Source organism: Nocardioides donggukensis (assembly GCF_014842875.1).
Taxonomy (GTDB): Bacteria; Actinomycetota; Actinomycetes; order Propionibacteriales; family Nocardioidaceae; genus Nocardioides; species Nocardioides donggukensis.
In genome coordinates this window covers 117,679-141,575 of the sequence record NZ_JACYXZ010000003.1, presented here as the reverse complement: position 1 = coordinate 141,575, position 23,897 = coordinate 117,679, and the positions used below count along the sequence as shown (strand labels likewise).

Below are 23,897 nucleotides of genomic sequence, written 5' to 3'. Positions count from 1 at the left end.
GGCGAGCGGGCGCCCCGCTCAGGCGGTGCGCACGCGGGCCCGCGCGTTGCGGCGCTTCAGCGCGCGGCGCTCGTCCTCGCTCAGACCGCCCCAGACGCCGTGGTCCTGGCCCGCCTCCAACGCCCACGCGAGGCACTGCTCGCGCACGTCGCAGCGTCGGCACACCTGCTTGGCCTCCTCGATCTGGAGGATGGCCGGACCGGTGTTGCCGATCGGGAAGAACAGTTCCGGGTCCTCGTCGAGGCACGCGGAACGATGGCGCCAATCCACGCTGGGAGACTCCCTCTCTCGATGACGTGGCGGCCCGACGGGCCGCTGCAAGTGTGTGCGCGCAGGACGAAGTAGTGAAGACGTTCACGAGCGCAAAGGCAAGATTCCCAAGTCTGCGCCCCCAAGACAACCCCTCGGGCGGGTCACGTTGGTCACAAGTAGGGTTTTCTCCCGTGAGCACCCCTCCCGGACCGGCCGGCAACCGCATCCCGCGGGACCTCCCGCCCCCACTGACGGTGGCGGCCAGCCTGGCCGCGATCGAGGGCCTCGGGCTGCTCGCCTACGCCGTGCTGGAGGTGGCGGCGACCACGTCCAGCCGCCTGGCCGTCGGCCTGACCACGTCGTTCTTCTTCGCAGCCTACGGCGCGGTGCTCATCGGGTGCGCGTGGGCCCTGACCCGGGGACGGTCCTGGTCGCGCAGCCCCGTCGTGCTGGCGCAGCTGATCCAGCTCGGGGTCGCCTGGAGCTTCCGCGGCGGGGACACCACGCTGATCGCGGTCGCCCTCGGCCTGGTCGCCCTGATCGTGATCGCCGGCCTCCTGCACCCCGCGAGCATCGCCCATCTCACCGAGGAGGAGCCGGCATGACGCCCCGAACCCCCACCCGGCGCTTCGACTTCCGGTTCGCGCCGGCCTACCGGCCCCCGGCCCTCGCCCTCGGCATCACTCCGCGAACGGCGTGGGTCGACCTCGACGAGGTCGAGCTCCGGGTTCGGTTCGGGCTCTGGTCGATGCGGGTGCCGCTCGCCCACGTGGTCGGGACCAGCCTGTCCGGCGGGTATGCGTTCTTGAAGACGGCCGGCCCGCCGCACCTGTCGTTCACCGACCACGGCGTCACCTTCGCCACCAACGGTGAGGCCGGTGTCTGCGTCCGGTTCAGCGAGCCGGTGCGGGTGCTCGACCCCACCGGTCGCCTCGGGCACCCCGGCGCCACCCTCACGGTGCGCGAGCCCGCCGAGCTGGCCGCGGCGCTGGAGGAGCTCAGGCCGGCTCCGTGAGCAGCCGGTGCAGCTTGGCCATCGCGACCGCGCCGGCCACCGGGCCGATCGCCAGCAGCGCGGTGGCGGCCGGCCAGCCGGCCACCTCGACGACGTAGGGCACGGCGTTGATCGTGGCCACGGTCAGCAGGAAGCCGACCGCGGTCTGCGTGGTGAGCGCGGTGCCGACGTACCTCGGGTCAGCGACGTCGGCCACGCAGCTGGAGAACAGGCCCGAGTCGGCGATCACCGAGGCGCCCCACAGCAGCAGGACCGGCAGGACCAGCCACGGGGACTGGCCGAAGACCAGGGCCGCGAGCAGGCAGCAGGCCGCACTCACGCGCATCGCCCAGCCGGCCACCCTGGCCCGTCCGAGCCGGTCGCCGAGCAGTCCGCCGCCCAGGCACCCGACGACTCCGGCCACCCCGATCACGGTGAAGGCGGCCAGGCCCACCACCGTCCGGGAGCCCTCGACCGAGCCGTCCTCGGCGAGGCTCGCGGCGAGGTAGGCCGGGGTCCAGGTCCACATCGCGTAGAGCTCCCACATGTGGCCGAAGTAGCCCAGGTTCGCCAGCAGCGGTCCGCGCTCGGTGAACAGCGTGAGCACGTAGCGCGGGTGCAGCGGAGGAGCCGGCCGCGCCAACGGCCCCGGGCGGACCAGCAGCCAGGCCACGATCGCGCCGGTCAGCGAGAGCAGCGCGGAGACCACCAGGACGCCGCGCCACGGCAGGGCGGCGAAGCTGCTCACCAGCTGCGGCAGGGCGCTGCCGAGCGTGAGGGCCGCGACCAGCACGCCCAGGGCCAGCCCGCGCCCCCGGTCGAACCAGGACGTCATCAGCTTCAGGCCGGTGGGGTAGACGCCGGCCAGTGCCATGCCGGTGACGAAGCGCAGGAGCAGGGCCGGCGCCAGGGAGTCCACCGTCAGCGCGATCACCGCGGTGGACGCCGAGGCGACCAGCGCCGAGACCGCGACCACCGCGTGCGCGGGGAACAGGTCGGAGACGTTCAGCGCGGCCGAGGTGACCGCCCCGGTCACGAAGCCCAGCTGCACCGCCACCGTGAGCAGCGTGGCCTGGCCGGCGGTGATCCCCCAGTCGACGCGGAGCGCCGGGACCACGGCCGAGGCGGAGAACCAGCAGGACATCACCAGCACCTGGACGGCGGCGATGAGGGCCAGCTGGGTCCGCGGGGTGCTGGTCGCCGCGACCGCCGTACCGCTCACGGGTGCTCCCGCTCCTCGACCAGCGACTCGCGCAGCCGCTCGAGGGTCCTGTTGAGCAGCCGCGAGACGTGCATCTGGCTGATGCCCACCTCCGCGGCGATCTGGGACTGCGTCATGTTCCGGAAGAAGCGCAGCAGGAGGATCGTCTTCTCGCGGTCGGGCAGGACGTCCAGGAGCGGCTTGAGCGACTCGCGGAGCTCGACCCGCTCCAGCCCGGCGTCGTCGACGCCCATCGTCTCCAGCATCGACACCGGGCCGGTCTCGGAGCCGTCGCCGGCATCGAGGGACAACGTCGAGTAGGCGTTGCTCGACTCGATCCCCTCGATCACCTCCTCGACCGGGCAGCCGATCTCCGTGGCCAGCTCGGACGGCGTGGGGGAGCGGCCGAGGCGCTGGTTCAGCTCCGCGGTGGCGGTGGCGATCTGCATGCGCAGCTCCTGCAGCCGCCGCGGCACCCGGACCGCCCAGCCCTTGTCGCGGAAGTGCCGCTTGATCTCCCCGATGATCGTCGGCGTGGCGTACGTCGAGAACTCCACGCCGCGCTCGGTCTGGAACCGGTCGACCGCCTTGATCAGCCCGATCGTGCCCACCTGGACCAGGTCCTCGAACGGCTCGCCCCGGTTGCGGAACCGGCGGGCGCAGTGCTCGACCAGCGGCAGGTGCAGCCGGACCAGGTCGTCGCGGGCCCGCGCGCGGTCCCCGTCCGAGGCGGCGCCGTCCTCGGCGGCGGCGAACAGCGCCCCGCTGGCCTGCTTCATCGCCGAGAGCGGACTCGTCCCGCTCGGCTTCCCCCCGTCGTCGGTCATGTCAGGCGTCGACGCTCGACGTGGTCGTGAGCGACACGGTGAACTCGCCCCCCTCCGCGGAGACCCCGGTGCTGGTGGCCAGGGCGCTGAGCACCTGCCACGCGAACCCGTTCTCGTCGGGGAGGTCGGGGGCGTCGCTGACCACGGTGACGGTCACCGTCAGCTCCCCGGGCCGCAGGTAGAACCGGTTGGTCAGCCCGGAGTCCGGCTCCGCGCTGGGCAGCACCATCGCGCAGGCCTCGCCGACCGCGATCCGGAGGTCCTCGATGTCGTCGATGGTGAAGTCCAGCCGGGCGGCCAGGCTGACCGTGGTGGCCCTCAGGACGGCCACGTAGGCACTGTCGGCGGGCAGTCGCAGCTCGACGTCGGGGCGCATGGGGTCAATCTAATCGACCGGGTCGGCCGCGCCGCTCGCTCACCCCGGGGACGACGAAGGGGCCGGCGCTGGCGCGCCGGCCCCTTCGTCTGACCGTTCGTGGTCACCGTGAGCGGTGAAGGGTCCGGCGCTGGCGCGCCGCTCCCTTCCTTCGGACCGTGCGTGGTCACCGTGAGCGGTGAAGGGTCCGGCGCTGGCGCGCCGCCCCCTTCCTTCGGACCGCGAAGGGCTTCTCTTCGTTCAGCCCTTCTTGGTCTCCCAGAAGATCTCGGCGATCTCGTCGATCTTCGCGAGCAGCTCGTCGGCCTTAGCGGCGTCCAGCTCGCCCTTGGTGCCGCTGGCGCCGGCCAGCTTGGTGGCCTCGTTGAAGAGCGTGTGCAGCTGCGGGTACTTCTCGAAGTGCGGGGGCTTGAAGTAGTCGGTCCACAGCACCCACAGGTGGTGCTTGACCAGCTCGGAGCGCTGCTCCTTGATCAGCACCGCACGGGTCCGGAAGTCCGCGTCGTCGTTGTCGGCGACCTTGGCGATGATCCCCTTGATCGACTCCGCCTCGATGCGGGCCTGGGCGGGGTCGTAGACACCGCAGGGGAGGTCGCAGTGGGCCTGGACCTCGACGGTGGGGGCGAAAATGCGCGAGAGCATGCTTGGCGTCTCCTTCTCGGGTCGGTGTCTTCGATCACCTGCGACACTACTCTGCGTGCCACGTCGCCAGATCCGGTGCCCGCAGGGGCGCTCCGACAAACCCCGGGGGGCCGGACGCTGGGGTCTCGCGGTGGTCCGCGGGCGCTCGATGGAGCCCGGTCTGCGCGACGGCGACCGGCTCCTGGTGCGGTACGCCGCGGTGGTGCGGCCCGGCTCCCGGGTCCTCGTCCGGATGCCGGACGGGACGCTCGCGGTCAAGCGGGCGGCCGAGCGCCGCGCCACCCGGACCGGCGCCGACGGGTGGTGGGTGCTCAGCGACAACCCGGACGAGGGAGTCGACTCCCGGCACCGTGGCGTGCTCGACGAGGAGGCGGTGCGGGCCGTGGTCCGGCTGCGGGTCTGGCCACCGGGCCGCCGCTGACCCGGCGCCTCGCCGTGTGTCAGGATGACCGCAGGGAGACCCCCTGGTCCACGAAGTTCCGCGAACCACCACTCCGCGTCGAGCTTGACCTTGCCCACGCCGTTCGCCAGATCGAGAGTTCCCGCCATGCCTGCCCCAGCCGACGACGTCCCCACGGGTCACCCGCACGCCGGCGACCCGGTGTTCGACCTCCACCTCGGGGGCAAGATGGGGATCCGGTCGGCGGTCGAGCTGACCGGCTCGGAGGAGCTCTCCCTCGCCTACACGCCGGGCGTGGCCCGGGTCTGCACGGCGATCGCCGACGACCCGACGATGAGCGAGCACTACACCTGGGTGCCGAACACGGTGGCGGTGGTCACCGACGGCACCGCGGTGCTCGGGCTGGGCGACATCGGACCGGCCGCGGCGATGCCGGTGATGGAGGGCAAGGCCGTGCTGTTCAAGCAGTTCGGCAACGTCGACGCGATCCCGATCTGCCTGGCCACCACCGACGTCGACGAGATCGTGGAGACCGTGGTCCGGCTCGCGCCGTCGTTCGGCGGGATCAACCTCGAGGACATCTCCGCCCCGCGCTGCTTCGAGATCGAGCGGCAGCTCAAGGAGCGGCTCGACATCCCGGTCTTCCACGACGACCAGCACGGCACCGCGGTGGTCACCCTCGCCGCCCTCGAGAACGCGCTGCGCCTCACCGGGCGGACCATGCACGAGACCCGGGTGGTGATCTCCGGCGCCGGGGCGGCCGGCGTCGCCGTGGCCCGGATCCTGCTCGCCGCCGGCCTGCGCGACCTGGCCGTCGTCGACCGGCAGGGCGTGCTGAACTCCGAGCGGTCCGACCTGACGCCGGTCAAGGAGGCGCTGGCCCGCGACACCGCGGACCACTTCGGACGCTCCGGGACGCTGGCGGAGGTACTGGAGGGGGCCGACGTCTACATCGGGGTCTCCGGCGGCACCGTGCCCGAGGAGGTCGTCGCGCGGATGGCGCCGGAGTCGATCATCTTCGGCCTCGCCAACCCCACCCCCGAGGTGCACCCCGACGTCGCGCACCGGCATGCCCGGGTGGTGGCCACCGGCCGGTCGGACTTCGCGAACCAGATCAACAACGTCCTCGCCTTCCCCGGCATCTTCCGCGGCGCCTTCGACGCCCGGGCGACCTCGATCACCGAGGGCATGAAGCTCGCCGCCGCCACGGCGCTGGCCGACCTGGTCGGCGACGACCTGGCCGAGGACCTGGTCATCCCCGGACCGTTCGACCCGCGGGTCGGCCCGGCGGTGGCCACCGCCGTGGCCGAGGCGGCCCGCCGGGACGGCGTGACCCGGGCCTGAGCGCGGCACCGCGATCGGAGCCGGCCCGGCGGGACTGGATCCGGCGGGGCCCGATCGGCCCGGCCAACCCCGGTTGGCTAGCCTCGGGGGCATGTTCGCTGTCTACGCCTCGTCCTTCTCCGCCGACGACCCGCTGAGCGGGCTGGTGGTCGGGGAGCGCCCCGACCCCGAACCCCGCGACGGGTGGACCACCGTCTCGGTCAAGGCGGCCTCGCTCAACCACCACGACCTGTGGTCGCTGCGCGGCGTCGGCCTGCGCGAGGAGGCGCTGCCGATGATCCTGGGCTGCGACGCCGCCGGGCTCGACGAGGACGGCAACGAGGTGCTCGTGCACGCGGTCGTCAGCGACCCGGACTGGTCCGGTGACGAGACCCTCGACCCGAAGCGCTCCCTGCTCTCCGAGCGGCACCAAGGGACGTTCGCGGACACGGTGCTGGTGCCGCGGCGCAACGTCGTACCCAAGCCGGCGTCCCTGTCGTTCGAGGAGGCGGCCTGCCTGCCCACGGCCTGGCTCACCGCCTACCGGATGCTCTTCGTGCAGGGCGGGCTCAAGGCCGGCGACTCCGTCCTGGTGCAGGGTGCCAGCGGCGGCGTCGCCACCGCGCTGATCGTGCTGGGCCGGGCCGCGGGGCTGAAGGTGCTCGCCACGAGCCGGGACGAGGGGAAGCGGGCGCGCGCGCTCGAGATCGGCGCCCACGAGGTGTTCGAGTCCGGCGCCCGGCTCCCGTTCAAGGTGGACGCGGTCATGGAGACCGTCGGCCGGGCCACCTGGTCGCACTCGATCCGGGCGCTGCGGCCCGGCGGCGCGATCGTCATCAGCGGTACGACGTCCGGACCCCAGCTCGACGACGCCGAGCTGACCCGGATCTTCTTCCTGCAGCTGCGGGTCGTCGGCTCCACCATGGGCACCCGCGGCGAGCTCGCGTCCCTGACGCAGATGCTCGACGCCACCGGGGCCCGGCCGCTCATCGACCGGACGGTGCCGATGACCGAGGCCCGCGACGGGTTCGCGGCCATGGCCGAGGGGCAGCAGTTCGGCAAGATCGTCTTCACTCGATGATGCGGCACCTCATCACCGGTGCCGGGTCCGGGATCGGCGACGCGCTGGCCCGGGCCCTGCACGACCGGGGCGACGAGCTGTGGCTGCTGGCCCGCTCGACCGAGCGGGCCGCGGACCTGGAGGCTTCGTTCCCGGGCGCCCGCACCGTGGTCGCCGATCTCGCCGACGCCGAGGGGCTGGCCCGGCTCGCGGATTCGGGCGACCTGCCGGACCGGATCGACTCGCTGGTGCACAGCGCGGGCGTCGTCGAGCTCGGGACGGTGGCCGACCTGGGTGTGGCGGAGATGCGGGCCCAGCTCGAGGTCAACCTGCTGGCGCCGATGGTGCTGACCCGCGCCTGCCTGCCGGCGCTGCGCGCCGCCCGCGGCCTCGTGGTGCTGGTCAACTCCGGCGCCGGGCTGGCCGCCAACCCCACCTGGTCGGCGTACGCCGCGTCCAAGTTCGGCGCCCGCGGCTTCGCCGACGCGCTGCGCGCCGAGGAGGGCGAGCACGGCGTCCGGGTGACCAGCGTCTACCCCTCCCGCACGGCCACGCCCATGCAGGAGAAGGTGCACGCCCAGGAGGGCAAGGACTACGACGCCGCGCAGTGGATCCAGCCGGGCACCGTGGCGGCGACGATCCTGCACGCGATCGACCTGCCCGCCGACGGCACGGTCTCCGACCTCACCGTGCGCCCGGCCCCACGCTGAAGCCCCGCGGCCTGCTCGACCCCCGGCTCAGTCGTCCGGGTCGTCGAGGCGGGCCAGCCAGGTGGCCAGCCGCTCGACGGCGGTCTCGAACTCCGGGTGGGTGTCGGTGAACTCCTGCAGCCGGTCGGCCACCCACGCCAGGGTGACCTCCTCGTCACCCCGACGCTTCTCGAGCTCCTCGATGCCGCGGTCGGTGAAGTACACGGCTCAGTAGTCGTCGGTCCGGGCGCCCGACGCCGCCGAGGCGAACGAGCGGGCGATCAGGTCCTTCTGCTCCTCCTGGTGCCGCTTCGCGACGCCGACCGACGGGGCGGCCGACGCCGAGCGCGAGACCCGCTCCACGGTGATGCCGTGCTCGGCCGCGATCTCCGGCCAGACGTTGAGCTGGTAGTGCGGCCAGGGGCCCATGTTGGCGGGCTCGTCCTGGACCCAGCGGATCGTCCTGAGGTTGGGGTAGCGCCTGATCTCCTCGCCGATGAGCTCGTCCGGCGCCGGGTAGAGCTGCTCGACCCGCGCGATCGCGAACTTCCCGCCCTCCTCGCGCTTGCCGCGCTCGACCATGAGGTCCCAGGTGACCCGCCCCGAGCACAGCAGCAGCGTCTCGACGGCGTCCGGGTCGTCGGTCCCGTCGCCGATCAGCGGCCGGAACGAGCCGTCGGTGAAGTCGACCGGCTGCGAGGCCGCCTCCTTGCGCTTGAGCATCGACTTCGGCGTGAACACCACCAGCGGGCGGTGCTCCTCACCGAGCGAGTGCCGCCGCAGCAGGTGGAAGTACGACGCGGGCGTGGACGGCTGCGCGACCACCATCGCGTCCTCGGCGCACATCGTGAGGAAGCGCTCGATGCGGGCCGAGGAGTGGTCGGGGCCCTGGCCCTCGTAGCCGTGCGGCAGCAGCAGCACGACACCGGACTGCTGGCGCCACTTGGTCTCGCCGGCGGAGATGAACTCGTCGATGACCGTCTGGGCGCCGTTGACGAAGTCGCCGAACTGCGCCTCCCAGAGCACCAGCGCCTCCGGCCGCGCCACCGAGTAGCCGTACTCGAACCCGAGGGCGGCGTACTCGGAGAGCAGCGAGTCGTAGATGTGGAACTTGGCCTGGTCCTCGGTGAGCGTGGTCAGCGGGACCCACTCGTCGGCGTTGTGCCGGTCGATGATCGTCGCGAACCGCTGCACGAACGTGCCGCGCCGCGAGTCCTGCCCGGCGAGCCGCACCGGGCGGCCGTCCATGAGCAGCGCGCCGAAGGCCACGATCTCGGCGGTGCCCCAGTCGATCGGCCCGTCGGTGATCGCCGCCGCACGGCGCTGCAGCTGCGGCATCACCTTCGGGTGGACGGTGAAGCCGTCCGGCGGGGTGGTGTAGGCGTCGGCGATGCGCTTGAGCACCTCGTTGGGCACCGCGGTGGTCGCCTCGCCGGCCGGCTTCTCCGGGTAGTCCGGGACGGTCGTCCACTCGTCGGGGGCGCCGGTCGCCTCGCGGACCTCGGTGAAGACCCGCTCGAGCTGCTGCTGGTAGTCCTTGAGGACCTGCTCGGCCTCCTCGATCGTGATGTCGCCACGGCCGATGAGCGACTCGGTGTAGAGCTTGCGGACCGAGCGCTTCTGCTCGATGAGGTCGTACATCAGCGGCTGGGTGTACGACGGGTCGTCGCCCTCGTTGTGCCCGCGCCGGCGGTAGCAGACCAGGTCGATGACGACGTCCTTGTTGAACGCCTGGCGGTACTCGAAGGCCAGTCGGGCCACCCGGATGCAGGCCTCGGGGTCGTCGCCGTTGACGTGGAAGATCGGCGCCTGGACCATCCGGGCCACGTCGGTGCAGTAGAGCGAGGAGCGCGAGGAGCCGGGGGAGGTGGTGAAGCCGACCTGGTTGTTGACCACCACGTGGATGGTGCCGCCGGTGCGGTAGCCGCGCAGCTGGCTCAGGTTGAGGGTCTCGGCGACCACGCCCTGGCCGGCGAACGCCGCGTCGCCGTGCACGAGCAGCGGCAGGACCGGGTACTCGGCGCCGCGGTCGAGCACGTCCTGCTTGGCCCGGGCGATGCCCTCGAGGACCGGGTCCACCGCCTCGAGGTGCGAGGGGTTGGCGGCCACGGAGACCTTGATCTCGTGCCCGGTGCCGGCCACGAACTCGCCCTCGGCGCCGAGGTGGTACTTCACGTCGCCGGAGCCCTGGACGGTGCGGGGGTCGATGTTGCCCTCGAACTCCCGGAAGATCTGGGAGTACTTCTTGCCGACGATGTTCGCCAGCACGTTGAGCCGGCCGCGGTGCGCCATGCCGATGCACACCTCGTCCATGCCGGCCTCGGCCGCGGCCTCGCAGATCTCGTCGAGCACCGGGACCGTGGTCTCGCCGCCCTCGAGGCTGAACCGCTTCTGGCCGACGAACTTGGTCTGCAGGAAGGTCTCGAACGCCTCGGCCTGGTTGAGCTTGAGCAGGATCCGGAGCTGCTCCTCGCGGGGCGGCTTCACGTGCGGCTGCTCGACCCGCTCCTGGATCCAGCGCCGCTGCTCGGGGTCCTGGATGTGCATGTACTCGATGCCCGTGGTGCGGCAGTAGGAGTCGCGCAGGATGCCGAGGATCTGCCGCAGCTTCATGAACCGGCGGCCCTCGCCGCCGAACGAGCCGGTGGCGAACTCGCGATCCAGGTCCCAGAGGGTGAGCGCGTGCGTCTCCACCTCGAGGTCGGGGTGGCTGCGCTGCTTGTACTCCAGCGGGTCGGTGTCGGCCATCATGTGGCCGCGCACCCGGTAGGCGTGGATCAGCTCGAGGATCCGGGCCTGCTTGCTGATCTCGTCGTCGTGGGAGGTGGCGATGTCCGAGGCCCAGCGGATCGGCTCGTAGGGGATCCGCAGCGACCGGAAGATCTCGTCGTAGAACCCGTCGCCCCCGAGCAGCAGCTGGTGCACGCGGCGCAGGAACTCGCCGGACTGGGCGCCCTGGATCACCCGGTGGTCGTAGGTGGAGGTCAGCGTCATGACCTTGCTGATCGCGCTGCGCGAGAGGGCCTCCTCCGAGGCGCCCTGCCACTCGGGCGGGTACTCCATCGCCCCGACGCCGATGATCGCGCCCTGGCCCTTCATGAGCCGCGGCACCGAGTGGTTGGTGCCGATCGTGCCCGGGTTGGTCAGCGAGATCGTGGTGCCCTGGAAGTCGGCGACCGTGAGCTTGCCGTCGCGGGCCTTGCGGACGACGTCCTCGTAGGCGGTCCAGAAGGCGGCGAAGTCCATGCCCTCCGCGGCCTTGATCGAGGGCACGAGCAGCTGGCGGGTGCCGTCCGGCTTCTGCATGTCGATGGCGAGGCCGAGGTTGATGTGCGCGGGGGTGATCAGGTTCGGCTTGCCGTCGACGACGTCGAAGCCGACGTTCATCTCGGGCATCGTGCGCAGCGCCTTGACCAGGGCGAAGCCGATGAGGTGGGTGAAGCTGACCTTGCCGCCCCGGGCGCGGGCCAGGTGGTTGTTGATGACGGTCCGGTTGTCCCAGAGCAGCTTGACCGGCACCGAGCGCACCGAGGTGGCCGTCGGCACGGTCAGAGAGGCGTCCATGTTCTGCGCGGTCCGGGCCGGCGCGCCGCGGAGGACGGTGAGCTGCGGCTCGTCGCCGGCCTCGGCGGTCGGTGCCGGCTTCGGGTCGCGGGGCTCGGGTGCGCTCGTGCCCTTGGCCGGCTCGGCGGCCTTGGTGTTGGCCGGTCGCGGGGTGGCCTTCGGGGCAGGGGAGCCGGACTTCTCCTCGGCCGGCTTCGCCTCGGAGGACTTCTCCTCGGCGGCGGGCTTCTGGGTCTTCCGCTCCGGCGCCGGGGCGGCGGACTTCTGGCTCGCCCGCTCCGGGGCCTTGCCCGTGGACGTCGACGCCTGGGGCGCGGCGGGCCCAGACCCGGTGCGAGACCCGGTGCCGGACCCGGTGCCAGACCCGGTGCGACCGGGCTCGGCACTGCCGTTGGAGGAGCCGCTGGACTCGAAGTAGGCGATCCACTCGGGACCCACGCTGCCCGGGTCCTTCTGGTACTGGGCGTACATCTCGTCGACGAGCCATTCGTTGGCTCCGAAGTCCGAGAGGGGGTTGTTCTGAGCAGACTCAGCCACGTCCTGGTTCGCCTCTTCCGGTGCGGCATGTGCGGGGTAGGGATTCAAGCGTCAAGGCTAGACCCACCGAGCAACAAATGCCGAGGCCGCCACCACTTGTCGGGCACAGTGTTGCGCGACTAACACTGAGGTGTGCCGAACGTCGGGTCCCGGGGAGTTCCGGGTGCCCCGGGAAGAGGAGTGTGCCGGTGATCCGGAGTCCCCAGCGCCGGGCGGCGATCGCGGCGGCCGTGCTGTCGATCGTGGCCGCGGGAGGCGCCTGCGCCGGCGAGGAGGAGGCGGAGCCGCCGGCGAGCTCGAGCGACTCCCAGGAGCCGACTGCCGAGCCGGAGCCGAAGGACGCCCGGCTGCGGGCCCGGGTGGGCGCGGTCACCGGCGAGCTGCGGCCCGAGCGGCGCCGGGCCGTCGCCCGGGCGGTGGGCGGCGCCGTCGACCGGTGGTTCGAGGCGGCCTGGCTGGCCGGTGACTACCCGCGCACGAAGTTCGGCCTCGGCGCGTTCCCGGGATTCACCCGCGAGGCGGCCGGACGGGCGCGGGCGGACCGTCGGCTGCTGACGAACCGCGTCCTCGGCGGCCGGGTCGACGACGTGGTGGCGCGGCGGCGGGAGGTCGTCGTGGACATCTTCAGCCCGGCCGGGCGGCCGGCCGGCGCGACCGCGCGGTTCCGCATGGTGATGGTCACCTTGGGTCAGGCCGAGCGACGGGTCGCGGTGCGCGGCTCCCTGGTGCTCACGCCGGGACCCGAGCGCTGGCGGATCACCGGGTACGACGTGGCGCGCGACGTCCGCGCGACCAAGCGGTCGGCGACGAAGGGGGAGAAGTCGTGATCCGAGTGCTGCGGAAGGCCGCGCTCGGCCTGGCCCTGGCCGGTGCGCTGCTGGTGGTGCCGGAGGGGACCGTCCAGCCGACGGGTGCCGCGCTGGTCAAGGTCGAGCGGGCCCAGGCGCTGGACCTCTCCCCGGACGTCGTCTGGATCCTGGCGCTCGGCTCCGACGCCAGGCCGGGCGGCCCGGTGCTGCGCAGCCGCGCGGACGCCATCCAACTGGTCGGCATCAACACCCGCACCGGCGCGGCGACGAGCATCGGCGTCCCCCGGGACTCGTGGGTCGCGATCCCGGGGCATGGCTCGAACCGGATCAACGCGGGGCTCTACTTCGGTGGTCCGCAGCTGATGGCGAGGGCCGTGCAGGGTCTCATCGGGATCGAGCCCGACTACGTGATGGTCAGCAGCTTCTGGGGGCTGCGCGGGATGGTCGACGCGATCGGCGGCATCACCGTGCAGTCCGCGCACGCGTTCTCCGACCCCTACCTGCGCCGACAGGGGTTCCGGGTCGGCCCGAACCGGGTGCAGGGTCTGGGCGCGCTCGCGTTCTCCCGGATCCGCAAGGACCTGCCGCGGGGAGACTTCGACCGGTCGGCCAACCAGCAGCGGACGCTGAGGGCGATCCACCGCACAGTCCGCGACAATGCGGCCCGCCCCGGATTCCTGGACCGCGGGGCGCTGGCCGTGCTGCGGCACATGGACGCCCAGGTGAAGCCCGGCGACCTGTTCCTGCTCGCCCGCGCCGTCGCGGACGTCGAGCCGGGCAAGGTGACCGGCTGCGTGCTGGCCGGGAGCATCGGGAACGTCGGCGGTGCCAGCGTCGTCTTCCCCAGCCGCACCCAGGCCCGCCGGCTGGGCGACGACGCCCGCAACGACGCCACGATCAGCCGCTGCTGACGGCACCGGCGGTGCCGCGTCCGGAGACGCAGCACCGCCGGTCCCGACTCACGTGCGCTTGAGGTAGGCGCGGGCGACGCCGAGGTTGATCACGGTGTCGCCGGGGGAGTCGTCGACGATCGTCACGCGCAGGGCGGTCACCCTCAGGCCACGCTTCCCGCCCTCGCGGAGGTAGGGCTCGATGGTGACCTGACCGTCCGGGGTGGCGAAGGTCTCGGCCTCCCCGGGGCCGGGCACCGACTGCTCCTCGCCGCCGACGGTCACCGATCCGATCGTGGTGCCGGTCATGCTGCGGCGCGTGATCCGGCCTCGGCGGTCCTGCGTGACGTTGGCCCGGCCCACGACGCCCCGGATCGTGAGCCCGTCCTCCCCGCCGACGTTCAGCGAGGCCAGCCGGCCCTCGGTCCAGGCCCGGGCCCGGCCGTCCTCCCTCTGGATGCCGAAGACCCGTGACGTCGGGGCGTCGACCTGCACGACGCCGGCGTTCCCGAGGTCGACGTCGGCCACCGAGGCCTGGCGCACGTTCCCCCGCGTCCCGTTGCACGGCAGCTGCAGGGGCACCACGCGCCCGACGTTGAGCACCTCGCCGACCAGCTTGGCGTCCACGGGCCAGGCGGTGCCGCGCATGACGCCCGCGGGCAGGTTCCGGTAGACGAACGCCCGGGCCCGGCCGATCTTGGTCTCGATGTCGTCGCCACCGCCCTTGGCCAGGTCCTCGCCGAACAGGGTGACCCGGAGCGCGACCGCCCCCGCCTTCGCGCTCCTGGCGAAGACCCGGTTCTTGTCGTTGCCGAGGGCGATCTCACCCAGGCTCGGCACCTCGAGGACGCCGCCCGGTGCGGCGGCCACCTCGTCGAGCAGGTCCTGGAGCGTGGCGCCCACACCGTTCAGCACCTCGTCCAGGTCGGTGTCGGTGGCCGAGCCGATCCCGGCCGAGGCGAACCGCGAGCTGGCGTGCAGGGTGCCGTTCGGCATCGCCCAGGCATCCGCCCGGGTGCGCAGCGCCCGGATCGTGATGTTCACGCCGTCGGGGTCGCCGAGGACCACCTCGGACACCCGGCTGGTGGCGCGGCTCCCGACCCGACCGGTCCTCGGGTTGCGCAGCGTCCGGGTCCGGTTCTCGACCCCGGCCACGTGCAGCGCTGCGCCCAGGGAGCCGCCGGTCTCGGCGACGGTCTCGGTCTTGGTCACCCCGGTCTCCCGGGTGCAGCCGAGGAAGCTGTAGGCGGTGCGCTGCGAGCTGACCCCGGCCTCCTCGAAGTTGGCCACGCTCCCGAACGCCCTCGCGCTGAAGCCGTAGTCGGTGACGGTGCCGGCCAGCGCGGGTGCGGCCGTGCCGCCGGCCAGGGCCACGGCGCCGGCGAGCACCGTGGCACCCGCGGTGTGGACGGCCACCAGCCGTCGGATCGAGTTCCGCATGTCCACATCCCCTGACAGTGATTGGATACTGGCGAGCGCCAATGACCAATCAGTGTGCACAGAGGCGCCATGCGGCGTCAGGGGAACCGAGAAAGTCCGGGAAGGTCCGGGAGCGTGGCCGCGTCGGCGGCGTGGTACCCCCGGTAGGATTCGAACCTACGCTTCCGCCTCCGGAGGGCGGCGCTCTATCCCCTGAGCTACGGGGGCTCGGGTGTGGGACGACCCTACAACGGACCACGACCGGCGCTGCAAGCGGGCGGTGGCGTCTCGGCGCCGGGTGCCGGTGGGCGGGGCGTCCCGTCCGGCGGTCTCGGTGCGCCCGCCCGCGCGGGCCGCCGATAGGGTGACCGGGTGACTCCCGAGCAGCTCTCCACCGCGATCGTCCACGCCCTGACCACGCTCGTCGGGCGCGGCGCCGTGACGCTGCCGGACGGGGTCCCGGCGCAGGTCGTGGTGGAGCGCCCGAAGGTCCGCGAGCACGGCGACTACGCCACCAACCTCGCCCTCCAGCTGGCCAAGCGAGCGGGGGTCCCGCCACGCGACCTGGCCGGTCTGCTCGCCGAGGAGCTGCGCTCGGCCGACGGGATCGCCGAGGTCGAGGTCGCCGGTCCGGGCTTCCTCAACGTGCGGGTCTCCTCCGGCGCCCAGGGTGCGGTGGCCGCGCAGGTGCTGGCCCTCGGGTCGGCGTACGGCTCCTCGGACCTGTTCGCGGGCGAGCGGATCGACCTCGAGTTCGTCTCCGCCAACCCCACCGGCCCGATCCACATCGGCGGCACCCGGTGGGCCGCCGTGGGGGACGCGCTGGGCCGGATCTTCTCCTTCACCGGGGCCGAGGTCACCCGGGAGTACTACTTCAACGACCACGGCGCCCAGATCGACCGGTTCGCCCGCTCCCTGCTCGCCAGCGCCCAGGGCAAGCCGGCACCCGAGGACGGGTACGGCGGCCAGTACATCGTCGACATCGCGGACGCGGTCCTGGACCGCCGTCCCGACGTCCTCGACCTGCCCGAGGAGGAGGCGCAGGAGGTGTTCCGCGCCGAGGGCGTCGAGGCGATGTTCACCGAGATCAAGAAGACCCTGCACGACTTCGGGGTCGACTTCGACGTCTACTTCCACGAGAACCACCTGCACGAGACCGGCGCCGTCCAGCGGGCGATCGACCGGCTCACCGAGCTCGGCAACACCTACGAGCAGGACGGCGCGCTCTGGCTGCGCACCGAGCAGTTCGGCGACGACAAGGACCGAGTGATCGTCCGGTCCAACGGGCAGCCGGCCTACCTCTCCGGCGACCTCGCCTACTACCTCGACAAGCGCGAGCGCGGCTTCGACCGCTGCCTGATCATGCTCGGCGCCGACCACCACGGGTACGTCGGCCGGATGATGGCGATGTGCGCGGCCTTCGGCGACGTCCCGGGCACCAACCTGGAGATCCTCATCGGCCAGCTGGTCAACCTGCTCAGTGACGGGGCGCCGCTGCGGATGTCCAAGCGGGCCGGCACCGTGATCACCCTCGACGACCTGGTCGACGCCATCGGTCGCGACGCCGCGCGCTACGCCCTGGCCCGCTACACCTCCGACTCCGAGATCGACATCGACCTCGACCTGTGGGCGCGCGCCACCAGCGACAACCCCGTGTACTACGTCCAGTACGCGCACGCCCGGGTCTCCTCGATCCTGCGCAACGCCGCCGACCTCGGCCTGCTGCTGCCGGTCGCACCCCACGGCCCCGTCGACCCCGACGAGACCGGCTTCGACCCGTCGCTGCTCTCGCACGAGAAGGAGGGTGAGCTGCTGCGGGCGCTCGCCGAGTTCCCCCGGGTGGTGACCTCCGCGGCGCAGCTCCGGGAGCCGCACCGGGTGGCGAGGTACCTCGAGGAGGTGGCCGCCTCCTACCACCGGTTCTACGACAACTGCCGGGTGCTCCCGATGGGCGACGAGGAGGCCGGCGACCTGCACCGCGCCCGCCTGGTCCTGGTCGCGGCCACCCGGCAGGTCATCGCCAACGGACTCGACCTGCTCGGCGTCTCGGCGCCGGAGCGCATGTGAGCGGGCCGGCATGAGGGCACACGAGGCCGGCGCGCTGCACGCCGACATCAACTCCCGTGGGCCGGCCTGGCTCCGGCAGCCGGCCGACCCCAACGACCTCGTCGGCCACCTGTGGTCCGCGACCGCGGAGAAGGCCGACGGGGTGCTCGCCGTCGGCGGGGTGCCGCTCCCGGACCTCGTCGCCGAGCACGGCTCCCCGGCGTACGTCCTGGACGAGGCCGACTTCCGGGCCCGGGCCGGCGCCTTCCGGGACGCCTTCGCCGACTACGACGTGTTCTACGCGGGCAAGGCGTTCCTCTGCACGACCGTCGCCCGGTGGGTCGCCGAGGAGGGACTCTGCCTGGACGTCTGCTCCGCCGGTGAGCTGAGCGTCGCCCTCGCCGCCGGCTTCGACCCGGCCCGGATCGGCTACCACGGCAACAACAAGACCGCCGACGAGCTGGCCCGGGCCCTCGAGGCCGGGGTCGGCCGGATCATCGTCGACTCCTTCCACGAGCTGGAGCGGCTCGAGGCGCTGACCGCGGCCACCGGGCGGGCGGCCCGGGTGATGGTGCGGGTGACCGCCGGCGTGGAGGCGCACACCCACGAGTACATCGCCACCGCCCACGAGGACCAGAAGTTCGGGTTCTCGATCACCGCGGGCGACGCCCTCGAGGCGGTACGCCGGGTGCTCGCCGCGCCGGGCCTGGAGCTGCTCGGCCTGCACAGCCACATCGGCAGCCAGATCTTCGACACCAGCGGCTTCGAGGTGGCCGCCCGTCGGGTGCTGGCGCTGCACGCCCGGGTGGCGACCGACCTGGGCGTGAGGATGCCCGAGATGGACCTCGGCGGCGGGTTCGGCATCGCCTACACCACCCAGGACGACCCGGCCGAGCCGGCGCGGCTGGCCGCCGAGATGACCGCGATCGTCGAGCACGAGTGCCGGGCGCTGGGCCTGGACCGGCCGCGGCTCTCGATCGAGCCCGGTCGCGCGATCGTCGGCCCGAGCGTCTGCACGGTCTACGAGATCGGGACCGTCAAGGAGGTCGCGCTGGACGGCGGCGCCCGGCGCAGCTACGTCTCCGTCGACGGCGGGATGAGCGACAACATCCGGACCGCGCTCTACGACGCCGACTACTCCTGCACCCTCGCCTCCCGCACCTCGACCGCGGCCCCGGTGCTGGGCCGGGTCGTCGGCAAGCACTGCGAGGCGGGGGACATCGTGGTCAAGGACGAGTTCCTGCCCGGCGACCTGGCGCCGGGGGACCTGCTCGCGGTGCCGGGCACCGGGGCCTACTGTCGGTCGATGGCGAGCAACTACAACCACGCGCTGCGACCGCCGGTGATCGCGGTCCGGGACGGCGTCGCGCGCGTCGTCGTACGCCGGGAGACTGAGGACGACCTGTTGGCAACGGATGTGGGAGCGACGCGATGAAGCGCCTCAAGGTGGCCGTGCTCGGCTGTGGCTCGGTCGGTTCGCAGGTGGTCCGGCTGCTCACCGAGCAGGCCGACGACCTGGCGGCGCGCGTGGGCGCGCCGGTGGAGCTGGTCGGCGTCGCGGTCCGCCGGCTGGACGCGCCGCGCGAGGTCGAGGTGGCGCCGGGACTGCTCACCACGGACGCGCACGGGCTGGTCTCCGGTGGCGAGGTGGACCTCGTGGTCGAGCTGATCGGCGGCATCGAGCCCGCGCGCTCGCTGATCCTCACCGCCCTCGAGCACGGCGCCTCGGTGGTCTCGGCGAACAAGGCCCTGCTGGCCGAGGACGGCTCCACGTTGTTCGAGGCGGCCGAGAAGGCCGGTCGGGACCTCTACTACGAGGCCGCGGTGGCGGGCGCGATCCCGATCCTGCGACCGCTCCGCGAGTCGCTGGCCGGTGACACCGTCACCAGGGTGCTCGGCATCGTCAACGGCACCACGAACTTCGTCCTGGACAAGATGGACACCACGGGAGCCGGCTTCACCGACGCCCTGGAGGAGGCCCAGGAGCTGGGCTACGCGGAGGCCGACCCCACCGCCGACGTCGAGGGCTTCGACGCCGCGGCGAAGGCGGCGATCCTCGCCAGCCTCGCCTTCCACAGCCGGGTCACCGTCGCCGACGTCTACCGCGAGGGCATCTCCGAGGTGACCGCCGCGGACGTCGCCTCGGCCCGCGAGATGGACGCGGTCGTGAAGCTGCTGGCGATCTGCGAGCTCAAGGACGGCGCGGTCGCCGCCCGCGTGCACCCGGCGATGATCCCGCGCTCGCACCCGCTCGCCTCGGTCCGTGAGGCCTACAACGCGGTCTTCGTCGAGTCGGAGGCGGCCGGTCAGCTCATGTTCTACGGACCGGGGGCGGGCGGCTCGCCGACCGCGTCCGCGGTGCTCGGCGACCTGGTCACGGTCGCGCGCAACCGGCTGGCGGAGACCCGCGGCACCGGGGAGTCGTCGTACGCCGCGCGGGCGGTGCTGCCGATGGGGGAGACGCTGACCCGCTACCACGTGAGCATCGACGTGGCCGACCGCGCCGGCGTCCTCGCCGCCGTGGCGACCGCCTTCTCCGAGCACGGCGTCTCCATCCAGACCGTCCGCCAGGAGGGTCGCGACGACGACGCCCAGCTGGTCGTCGTCTCGCACCGGGCGACCGACCGGCAGCTGGCCGACACCGTCGAGCACCTGCGCGGGATGGAGATCGTCCGCGACATCACCTCGGTCATGCGGGTGGAGGGGATGTCGGAGTGAGCACGCACCAGTGGCTCGGCGTCATCGAGGAGTACCGCGACCTGCTCGACCTCCCCGAGGGCACCCCGGCCGTCACGCTGCGCGAGGGCGGGACGCCGCTGGTCGAGTCCGGGTGGCTGTCCGGCGAGACCGGGGCCAGCGTGTGGCTCAAGGTCGAGGGCGACAACCCGACCGGCTCGTTCAAGGACCGCGGGATGACCACCGCGATCTCGGCCGCGGTGCACGAGGGCCAGCAGGCCGTGGTCTGCGCCTCGACCGGGAACACCTCGGCCTCGATGGCCGCCTACGCCGCCAAGGCCGGGCTCAAGCCCCTGGTCCTGGTGCCCGAGGGCAAGATCGCCGCGGGGAAGATGGCGCAGGCGATCATGCACGGCGCCCAGGTGATCATGGTGCGCGGCAACTTCGACGACTGCCTGACGATCGCCCGCGGTCTGTCCGAGGCCTACCCGGTCGCGCTGGTGAACTCGGTCAACCCCTACCGGCTCCAGGGCCAGAAGACCGCCTCCTTCGAGATCGTCGACCTGCTCGGCGACGCACCGGACCTGCACTACCTGCCCGTGGGCAACGCCGGCAACATCTCGGCGTACTGGATGGGCTACCGGGAGTACGCCGACCTCGGCCGCGCGACCCGGCTGCCGCGGATGCGGGGCTTCCAGGCCGAGGGCGCGGCGCCCCTCGTCACCGGGGAGCCGTTCCCCGAGCCCGAGACCAAGGCGACCGCGATCCGGGTCGGCAACCCCGCGTCGTGGAAGCTCGCGGTGACCGCGGCGGAGGAGTCCGGTGGCGGGTTCGCGGCGCTGTCCGACGACGAGATCCTGGCCGGGCAGCGTGAGCTAGCGGCCCGGGACGGGGTGTTCGTGGAGCCCGCCTCCGCGGCCGGCGTCGCCGGGCTGCTGCGCGACGCCCGGGCGGGGGAGTCCCTCGCGGGTCGGACGATCGTGGTGACCGTCACCGGGCACGGGTTGAAGGACACCGCGACGGCGCTGGAGGGCTTCGGCCACCTCGTCGACAACATCGTCGACGCGGAGGTGGGTGCCGCCGCGGCCGCCGCCGGCCTCCGGGCCTGAGCGGCGCCGACGATGGTGCGCTACGTCGACGAGCCGGTCCGGGTCACGGTGCCGGCCACCTCGGCCAACCTCGGGCCGGGCTTCGACTCCCTCGGGCTGGCCCTGGGCCTGCGCGACGAGCTGGAGGCCCGGGTCGTCGGGAGCGGTCTCCTCGTCGAGGTGACCGGAGCCGGGGCCGACGAGGTGCCGCGCGACGCCTCGCACCTGGTGGTGCGCGCCATGCACGAGGCGTTCGCCGCCATGGGCGCCACGCAGCCGCCCGGGCTCAGCCTGCGGTGCACCAACCGGATCCCGCACAGCCGCGGGCTCGGGTCCTCCTCGGCGGCCATCGTGGCGGGGCTGGTGCTCGCGAGGGGGTTGGTCGGCGGCGGTTCGCTGCTGCTCGACGACGACGCCCTCCTCGACCTGGCGGCCCGGATGGAGGGGCACCCCGACAACGTCGCGCCGGCCCTGCTCGGAGGCTTCGTCATCGCCGGTCAGGAGGACGGCGGGTTCTACGCGGTCCCCTCGCCGGTGGACCCGCGGATCTCGGCCGTGGTGTTCGTCCCGCCGACCCCGGTGCGCACGGAGGTGGCCCGTGGGCTGCTGCCCGCAACCGTGCCGCACGCCGAGGCGGCCGCCAACTCCGGCCGGACGGCGCTGCTCGTGGCCGCCCTGGCCGGACGTCCCGACCTGCTCGCGACCGCCACCCGCGACTACCTGCACCAGGAGTTCCGCGAGCGGGCGATGCCGGAGTCGCTGGCCCTCGTGCGGTCGCTCCGGGCCGACGGGCACGCCGCGGTCGTCTCCGGTGCCGGACCGACGGTGCTGTGCTTCACCGACGGGCCGGCCCGGCCCACGGCCGGCTGGGCCACCGGACCCGACGACCTGCTCCGGCGCTGCCCGGACGGCTGGCAGGCCACGCATCTGGACCTCGACACCCACGGTGCCCTGCTCGGGCCGTGAGCGTCGGTTGTGTCACATCCGGGTCGGCCGGGTGTTAGGCTGAGCGGGCGCCACGTTCGTTGGCGTTCGCACCGACGAGGGGTCCGCCCCGACTGGTGCACCCCTCCATCTCCGCGACCGGGTCGGGCCACTGGGCCGTGACGACCGGGCGCCGGGGCACACACGAAGCCGCCGCCGGCCGGCAAGCCGGATCGGCGCTGATACGTGGGAAGGACCTCACGTGACGGACATGATCGACTCCACCCCCGCTGCCGCAGACGGTGCAGCCGCCGACGCCCCCAAGGCCTCGGCCAAGAAGCGCGGTGGTGGACTCAACTCGATGCTGATCGCCGACCTGAAGTCGATGGCCGGCAGCATGGGGATCGCGGGCGCCGGGGGCATGAAGAAGGCCCAGTTGGTCGAGGCGATCACGTCCGCCCGGGCGGGGGGCTCGCCCCAGCAGGGTGCCCCGAAGCAGTCGGCCCCGCAGAAGGCCGCCCAGCAGGATTCCCAGCAGAACGCCCAGAAGGGCTCCCAGCAGGACGCCCCCCAGCAGGAGCGCCCGGGCCGCGACCGGGACGGGCAGGGCCGGCGGCAGGGCGAGCAGTCGAACCAGGGCGAGCGGTCGAACCAGGGCGAGCAGCCGAACCGGGGCGAGCGGTCGAACCGGGACGAGCGGTCGAACCGGGACGAGCGGTCGAACCGGGGCGAGCGGTCCGAGCAGACCGGCCGGGGTGACCGGGAGCGGTCCGACCGGGAGGACCAGGGCAACCGGGGTGACCAGTCCGGCCAGTCGAACCAGGGCGACCAGTCCAACCGCGGCGACCAGTCGGGCCAGTCCAACCGGGGCGACCAGCCCCGCGACGGTCAGGGCAGCGGCCGCAACCGCCGCCGGCGCGGTCGGGACCGCAACGACCGCAACGAGCGCTCCGAGCGCGGCGACCGGTCCGGCGGGGGTGCGCGGAGCCGGAACGAGCCGGACACCACGATCCTCGAGGACGACGTCCTGGTCCCGGCGGCCGGGATCCTCGACGTCCTCGACAACTACGCCTTCGTCCGGACCAGCGGCTACCTCCCCGGTGCCGACGACGTGTACGTCGCCCTCTCCATGGTCCGCAAGTTCGGGCTGCGCCGCGGCGACGCGATCGTCGGCCAGGTGCGTCAGCCGCGCGAGGGGGAGCGCAAGGAGAAGTTCAACCCGATGGTTCGCATCGACTCGGTCAACGGCGCCGAGCCGGAGTCGGCCACCTCCCGGGTCGACTTCGCCAAGCTGACGCCGCTCTACGCCTCCGAGCGGCTGCGCCTCGAGACCGAGCCCACGAACCTCATCGGCCGGGTCATCGACATCGCCGCGCCGATCGGCAAGGGCCAGCGTGGCCTGATCGTCTCGCCCTCCAAGGCCGGCAAGACGATGATCATGCAGTCCATCGCCAACTCGATCACCACGAACAACCCGGAGTGCCACCTCATGGTGGTGCTGGTCGACGAGCGGCCCGAGGAGGTCACCGACTTCGAGCGGTCGGTGAAGGGCGAGGTCATCTCCTCGACGTTCGACCGCCCCGCCAGCGACCACACCACCGTCGCCGAGCTCGCGATCGAGCGCGCCAAGCGCCTCGTCGAGCTCGGCCACGACGTGGTCGTGCTGCTCGACGGCATCACCCGACTGGGCCGCGCCTACAACCTGGCCGCGCCGGCCAGCGGCCGGATCCTCTCCGGCGGCGTCGACTCGGCCGCGCTCTACCCGCCCAAGCGCTTCTTCGGGGCCGCCCGCAACATCGAGAACGGCGGATCCCTGACGATCCTGGCCACCGCCCTGATCGAGAGCGGCTCGAAGATGGACGAGGTGATCTTCGAGGAGTTCAAGGGCACCGGCAACATGGAGATCCGGCTGCGCCGCGACTTCGCCGACAAGCGGATCTTCCCGGCCATCGACGCGGTGCAGTCGGGGACCCGGCGCGAGGAGCTGCTCATGAGCAAGGAGGAGCTCAGCATCGTGTGGAAGCTGCGCCGGGTGCTCTCGGGCCTCGACGGCCAGCAGGCCCTCGAGCTGCTGCTGGAGCGCCTGAAGAAGTCCCAGAGCAACATCGAGTTCCTCATGCAGGTGCAGAAGACCACCCCGAGTGGCGGCCGCGAGGAGGACTAGGGTCCCGGGTACACTC

22 protein-coding genes and 1 tRNA gene are annotated in these 23,897 nt (G+C 72.7%); 14 read left to right on the top strand and 9 right to left on the bottom strand.

Features of this window, described 5'->3' with window-relative positions:
- Positions 1–18 precede the first annotated feature (18 nt).
- Positions 19–270, bottom strand: coding sequence for a WhiB family transcriptional regulator (locus IE331_RS10920; protein WP_027863177.1), 252 nt, complete (start codon positions 268–270; stop codon positions 19–21).
- A gap of 173 nt (positions 271–443) precedes the next feature.
- On the opposite strand from IE331_RS10920, the gene IE331_RS10915 reads away from it, so the two are divergent.
- Both IE331_RS10915 and IE331_RS10910 read left to right on the top strand, forming a co-directional pair.
- On the top strand, positions 444–857 hold the full coding sequence (locus IE331_RS10915) for a hypothetical protein (RefSeq protein WP_192143468.1): 414 nt from the start codon (positions 444–446) through the stop codon (positions 855–857).
- Positions 854–1,267 (top strand): hypothetical protein, encoded by a 414-nt coding sequence (locus IE331_RS10910; protein WP_192143467.1) that lies wholly within the window; start codon positions 854–856, stop codon positions 1,265–1,267. The genes IE331_RS10915 and IE331_RS10910 overlap by 4 nt, the downstream gene beginning before the upstream one ends.
- Here IE331_RS10910 and IE331_RS10905 read toward each other — a convergent pair.
- From IE331_RS10905 to sodN, 4 genes are all read right to left on the bottom strand, one after another.
- A complete protein-coding gene (locus IE331_RS10905) occupies positions 1,251–2,468 on the bottom strand; it encodes an MFS transporter (RefSeq protein WP_201931620.1) in 1,218 nt (405 codons plus the stop codon). The genes IE331_RS10910 and IE331_RS10905 overlap by 17 nt on opposite strands.
- Entirely contained in the window at positions 2,465–3,274 is an 810-nt protein-coding gene (locus tag IE331_RS10900; protein WP_192143466.1) for an RNA polymerase sigma factor SigF, read from the bottom strand. Before IE331_RS10900 ends, IE331_RS10905 begins: the two co-directional genes overlap by 4 nt.
- Before the next feature lies 1 nt (position 3,275).
- The gene (locus IE331_RS10895) at positions 3,276–3,650 is read right to left on the bottom strand and encodes an ATP-binding protein (protein ID WP_192143465.1); all 375 of its coding nucleotides are present in this window, start codon (positions 3,648–3,650) and stop codon (positions 3,276–3,278) included.
- A gap of 240 nt (positions 3,651–3,890) precedes the next feature.
- The gene (sodN, locus tag IE331_RS10890) at positions 3,891–4,292 is read right to left on the bottom strand and encodes a superoxide dismutase, Ni (protein ID WP_192143464.1); all 402 of its coding nucleotides are present in this window, start codon (positions 4,290–4,292) and stop codon (positions 3,891–3,893) included.
- Positions 4,293–4,347: 55 nt separating this feature from the next.
- Here sodN and IE331_RS16755 point away from each other — a divergent pair, with 55 nt between their 5' ends.
- From IE331_RS16755 to IE331_RS10870, 4 genes are all read left to right on the top strand, one after another.
- Positions 4,348–4,713, top strand: coding sequence for a S24/S26 family peptidase (locus tag IE331_RS16755; protein ID WP_201931618.1), 366 nt, complete (start codon positions 4,348–4,350; stop codon positions 4,711–4,713).
- A 126-nt stretch (positions 4,714–4,839) separates the two neighbouring features.
- Complete coding sequence (locus tag IE331_RS10880; RefSeq protein ID WP_192143462.1) at positions 4,840–6,036, top strand: NAD(P)-dependent malic enzyme; 1,197 nt, start codon at positions 4,840–4,842, stop codon at positions 6,034–6,036.
- Between the two features lie 91 nt (positions 6,037–6,127).
- On the top strand, positions 6,128–7,096 hold the full coding sequence (locus IE331_RS10875) for a zinc-binding dehydrogenase (protein WP_192143460.1): 969 nt from the start codon (positions 6,128–6,130) through the stop codon (positions 7,094–7,096).
- Positions 7,093–7,785: an SDR family oxidoreductase gene (locus tag IE331_RS10870; RefSeq protein WP_192143458.1), complete on the top strand. Its 693-nt coding sequence runs from the start codon at positions 7,093–7,095 to the stop codon at positions 7,783–7,785. The genes IE331_RS10875 and IE331_RS10870 overlap by 4 nt, the downstream gene beginning before the upstream one ends.
- Positions 7,786–7,812: 27 nt before the next feature.
- Here the strand turns inward: IE331_RS10870 and IE331_RS10865 are convergent, their stop codons facing one another.
- Together IE331_RS10865 and IE331_RS10860 are read right to left on the bottom strand one after the other, a co-directional pair.
- Entirely contained in the window at positions 7,813–7,989 is a 177-nt protein-coding gene (locus IE331_RS10865) for a DUF6104 family protein (protein WP_192143457.1), read from the bottom strand.
- Between the two features lie 3 nt (positions 7,990–7,992).
- Positions 7,993–11,799 (bottom strand): multifunctional oxoglutarate decarboxylase/oxoglutarate dehydrogenase thiamine pyrophosphate-binding subunit/dihydrolipoyllysine-residue succinyltransferase subunit, encoded by a 3,807-nt coding sequence (locus IE331_RS10860; protein WP_404821749.1) that lies wholly within the window; start codon positions 11,797–11,799, stop codon positions 7,993–7,995.
- A gap of 254 nt (positions 11,800–12,053) precedes the next feature.
- On the opposite strand from IE331_RS10860, the gene IE331_RS10855 reads away from it, so the two are divergent.
- Positions 12,054–12,692 carry a hypothetical protein gene (locus IE331_RS10855; RefSeq protein ID WP_192143455.1) on the top strand — a complete coding sequence of 213 codons (639 nt, stop codon included), beginning with the start codon at positions 12,054–12,056 and terminating at the stop codon, positions 12,690–12,692.
- Complete coding sequence (locus tag IE331_RS10850) at positions 12,689–13,585, top strand: LCP family protein (protein WP_192143454.1); 897 nt, start codon at positions 12,689–12,691, stop codon at positions 13,583–13,585. The genes IE331_RS10855 and IE331_RS10850 overlap by 4 nt, the downstream gene beginning before the upstream one ends.
- A 48-nt stretch (positions 13,586–13,633) precedes the next feature.
- Here the strand turns inward: IE331_RS10850 and IE331_RS10845 are convergent, their stop codons facing one another.
- Positions 13,634–15,004, bottom strand: a complete 1,371-nt coding sequence (locus IE331_RS10845; RefSeq protein ID WP_192143452.1) for a choice-of-anchor P family protein — start codon at positions 15,002–15,004, stop codon at positions 13,634–13,636.
- A gap of 132 nt (positions 15,005–15,136) precedes the next feature.
- Positions 15,137–15,211, bottom strand: a tRNA-Arg gene (locus IE331_RS10840).
- A 144-nt stretch (positions 15,212–15,355) separates the two neighbouring features.
- Here IE331_RS10840 and argS point away from each other — a divergent pair.
- The 6 genes from argS (at position 15,356) to rho (ending at position 23,881) form a co-directional block, all read left to right on the top strand.
- A complete protein-coding gene (gene argS / locus IE331_RS10835; protein WP_192143450.1) occupies positions 15,356–17,050 on the top strand; it encodes an arginine--tRNA ligase in 1,695 nt (564 codons plus the stop codon).
- A gap of 10 nt (positions 17,051–17,060) precedes the next feature.
- On the top strand, positions 17,061–18,464 hold the full coding sequence (lysA, locus tag IE331_RS10830) for a diaminopimelate decarboxylase (protein WP_192143448.1): 1,404 nt from the start codon (positions 17,061–17,063) through the stop codon (positions 18,462–18,464).
- Positions 18,461–19,747, top strand: a complete 1,287-nt coding sequence (locus IE331_RS10825; protein ID WP_192143446.1) for a homoserine dehydrogenase — start codon at positions 18,461–18,463, stop codon at positions 19,745–19,747. The genes lysA and IE331_RS10825 overlap by 4 nt, the downstream gene beginning before the upstream one ends.
- A complete protein-coding gene (thrC, locus tag IE331_RS10820; protein ID WP_192143443.1) occupies positions 19,744–20,814 on the top strand; it encodes a threonine synthase in 1,071 nt (356 codons plus the stop codon). The genes IE331_RS10825 and thrC overlap by 4 nt, the downstream gene beginning before the upstream one ends.
- A gap of 12 nt (positions 20,815–20,826) precedes the next feature.
- Positions 20,827–21,759 carry a homoserine kinase gene (gene thrB / locus IE331_RS10815; RefSeq protein WP_192143441.1) on the top strand — a complete coding sequence of 311 codons (933 nt, stop codon included), beginning with the start codon at positions 20,827–20,829 and terminating at the stop codon, positions 21,757–21,759.
- A 319-nt stretch (positions 21,760–22,078) separates the two neighbouring features.
- Positions 22,079–23,881 (top strand): transcription termination factor Rho, encoded by a 1,803-nt coding sequence (rho, locus tag IE331_RS10810; RefSeq protein ID WP_449866965.1) that lies wholly within the window; start codon positions 22,079–22,081, stop codon positions 23,879–23,881.
- The last annotated feature ends 16 nt before the right edge of the window (positions 23,882–23,897 follow it).

Coding starts and splice junctions, on each gene's coding strand:
- IE331_RS10845 (WP_192143452.1), bottom strand. CDS start 15,004: ATGCGGAACTCGATCCGACGGCTGGTGGCCGTCCACACCGCGGGTGCC.
- IE331_RS10900 (WP_192143466.1), bottom strand. CDS start 3,274: ATGACCGACGACGGGGGGAAGCCGAGCGGGACGAGTCCGCTCTCGGCG.
- thrB (WP_192143441.1), top strand. CDS start 20,827: ATGGTGCGCTACGTCGACGAGCCGGTCCGGGTCACGGTGCCGGCCACC.
- IE331_RS10870 (WP_192143458.1), top strand. CDS start 7,093: ATGATGCGGCACCTCATCACCGGTGCCGGGTCCGGGATCGGCGACGCG.
- IE331_RS10880 (WP_192143462.1), top strand. CDS start 4,840: ATGCCTGCCCCAGCCGACGACGTCCCCACGGGTCACCCGCACGCCGGC.
- IE331_RS10910 (WP_192143467.1), top strand. CDS start 854: ATGACGCCCCGAACCCCCACCCGGCGCTTCGACTTCCGGTTCGCGCCG.
- IE331_RS10875 (WP_192143460.1), top strand. CDS start 6,128: ATGTTCGCTGTCTACGCCTCGTCCTTCTCCGCCGACGACCCGCTGAGC.
- IE331_RS10895 (WP_192143465.1), bottom strand. CDS start 3,650: ATGCGCCCCGACGTCGAGCTGCGACTGCCCGCCGACAGTGCCTACGTG.
- IE331_RS10825 (WP_192143446.1), top strand. CDS start 18,461: ATGAAGCGCCTCAAGGTGGCCGTGCTCGGCTGTGGCTCGGTCGGTTCG.
- rho (WP_449866965.1), top strand. CDS start 22,079: ATGCTGATCGCCGACCTGAAGTCGATGGCCGGCAGCATGGGGATCGCG.
- lysA (WP_192143448.1), top strand. CDS start 17,061: ATGAGGGCACACGAGGCCGGCGCGCTGCACGCCGACATCAACTCCCGT.
- IE331_RS10860 (WP_404821749.1), bottom strand. CDS start 11,799: ATGTACGCCCAGTACCAGAAGGACCCGGGCAGCGTGGGTCCCGAGTGG.
- sodN (WP_192143464.1), bottom strand. CDS start 4,292: ATGCTCTCGCGCATTTTCGCCCCCACCGTCGAGGTCCAGGCCCACTGC.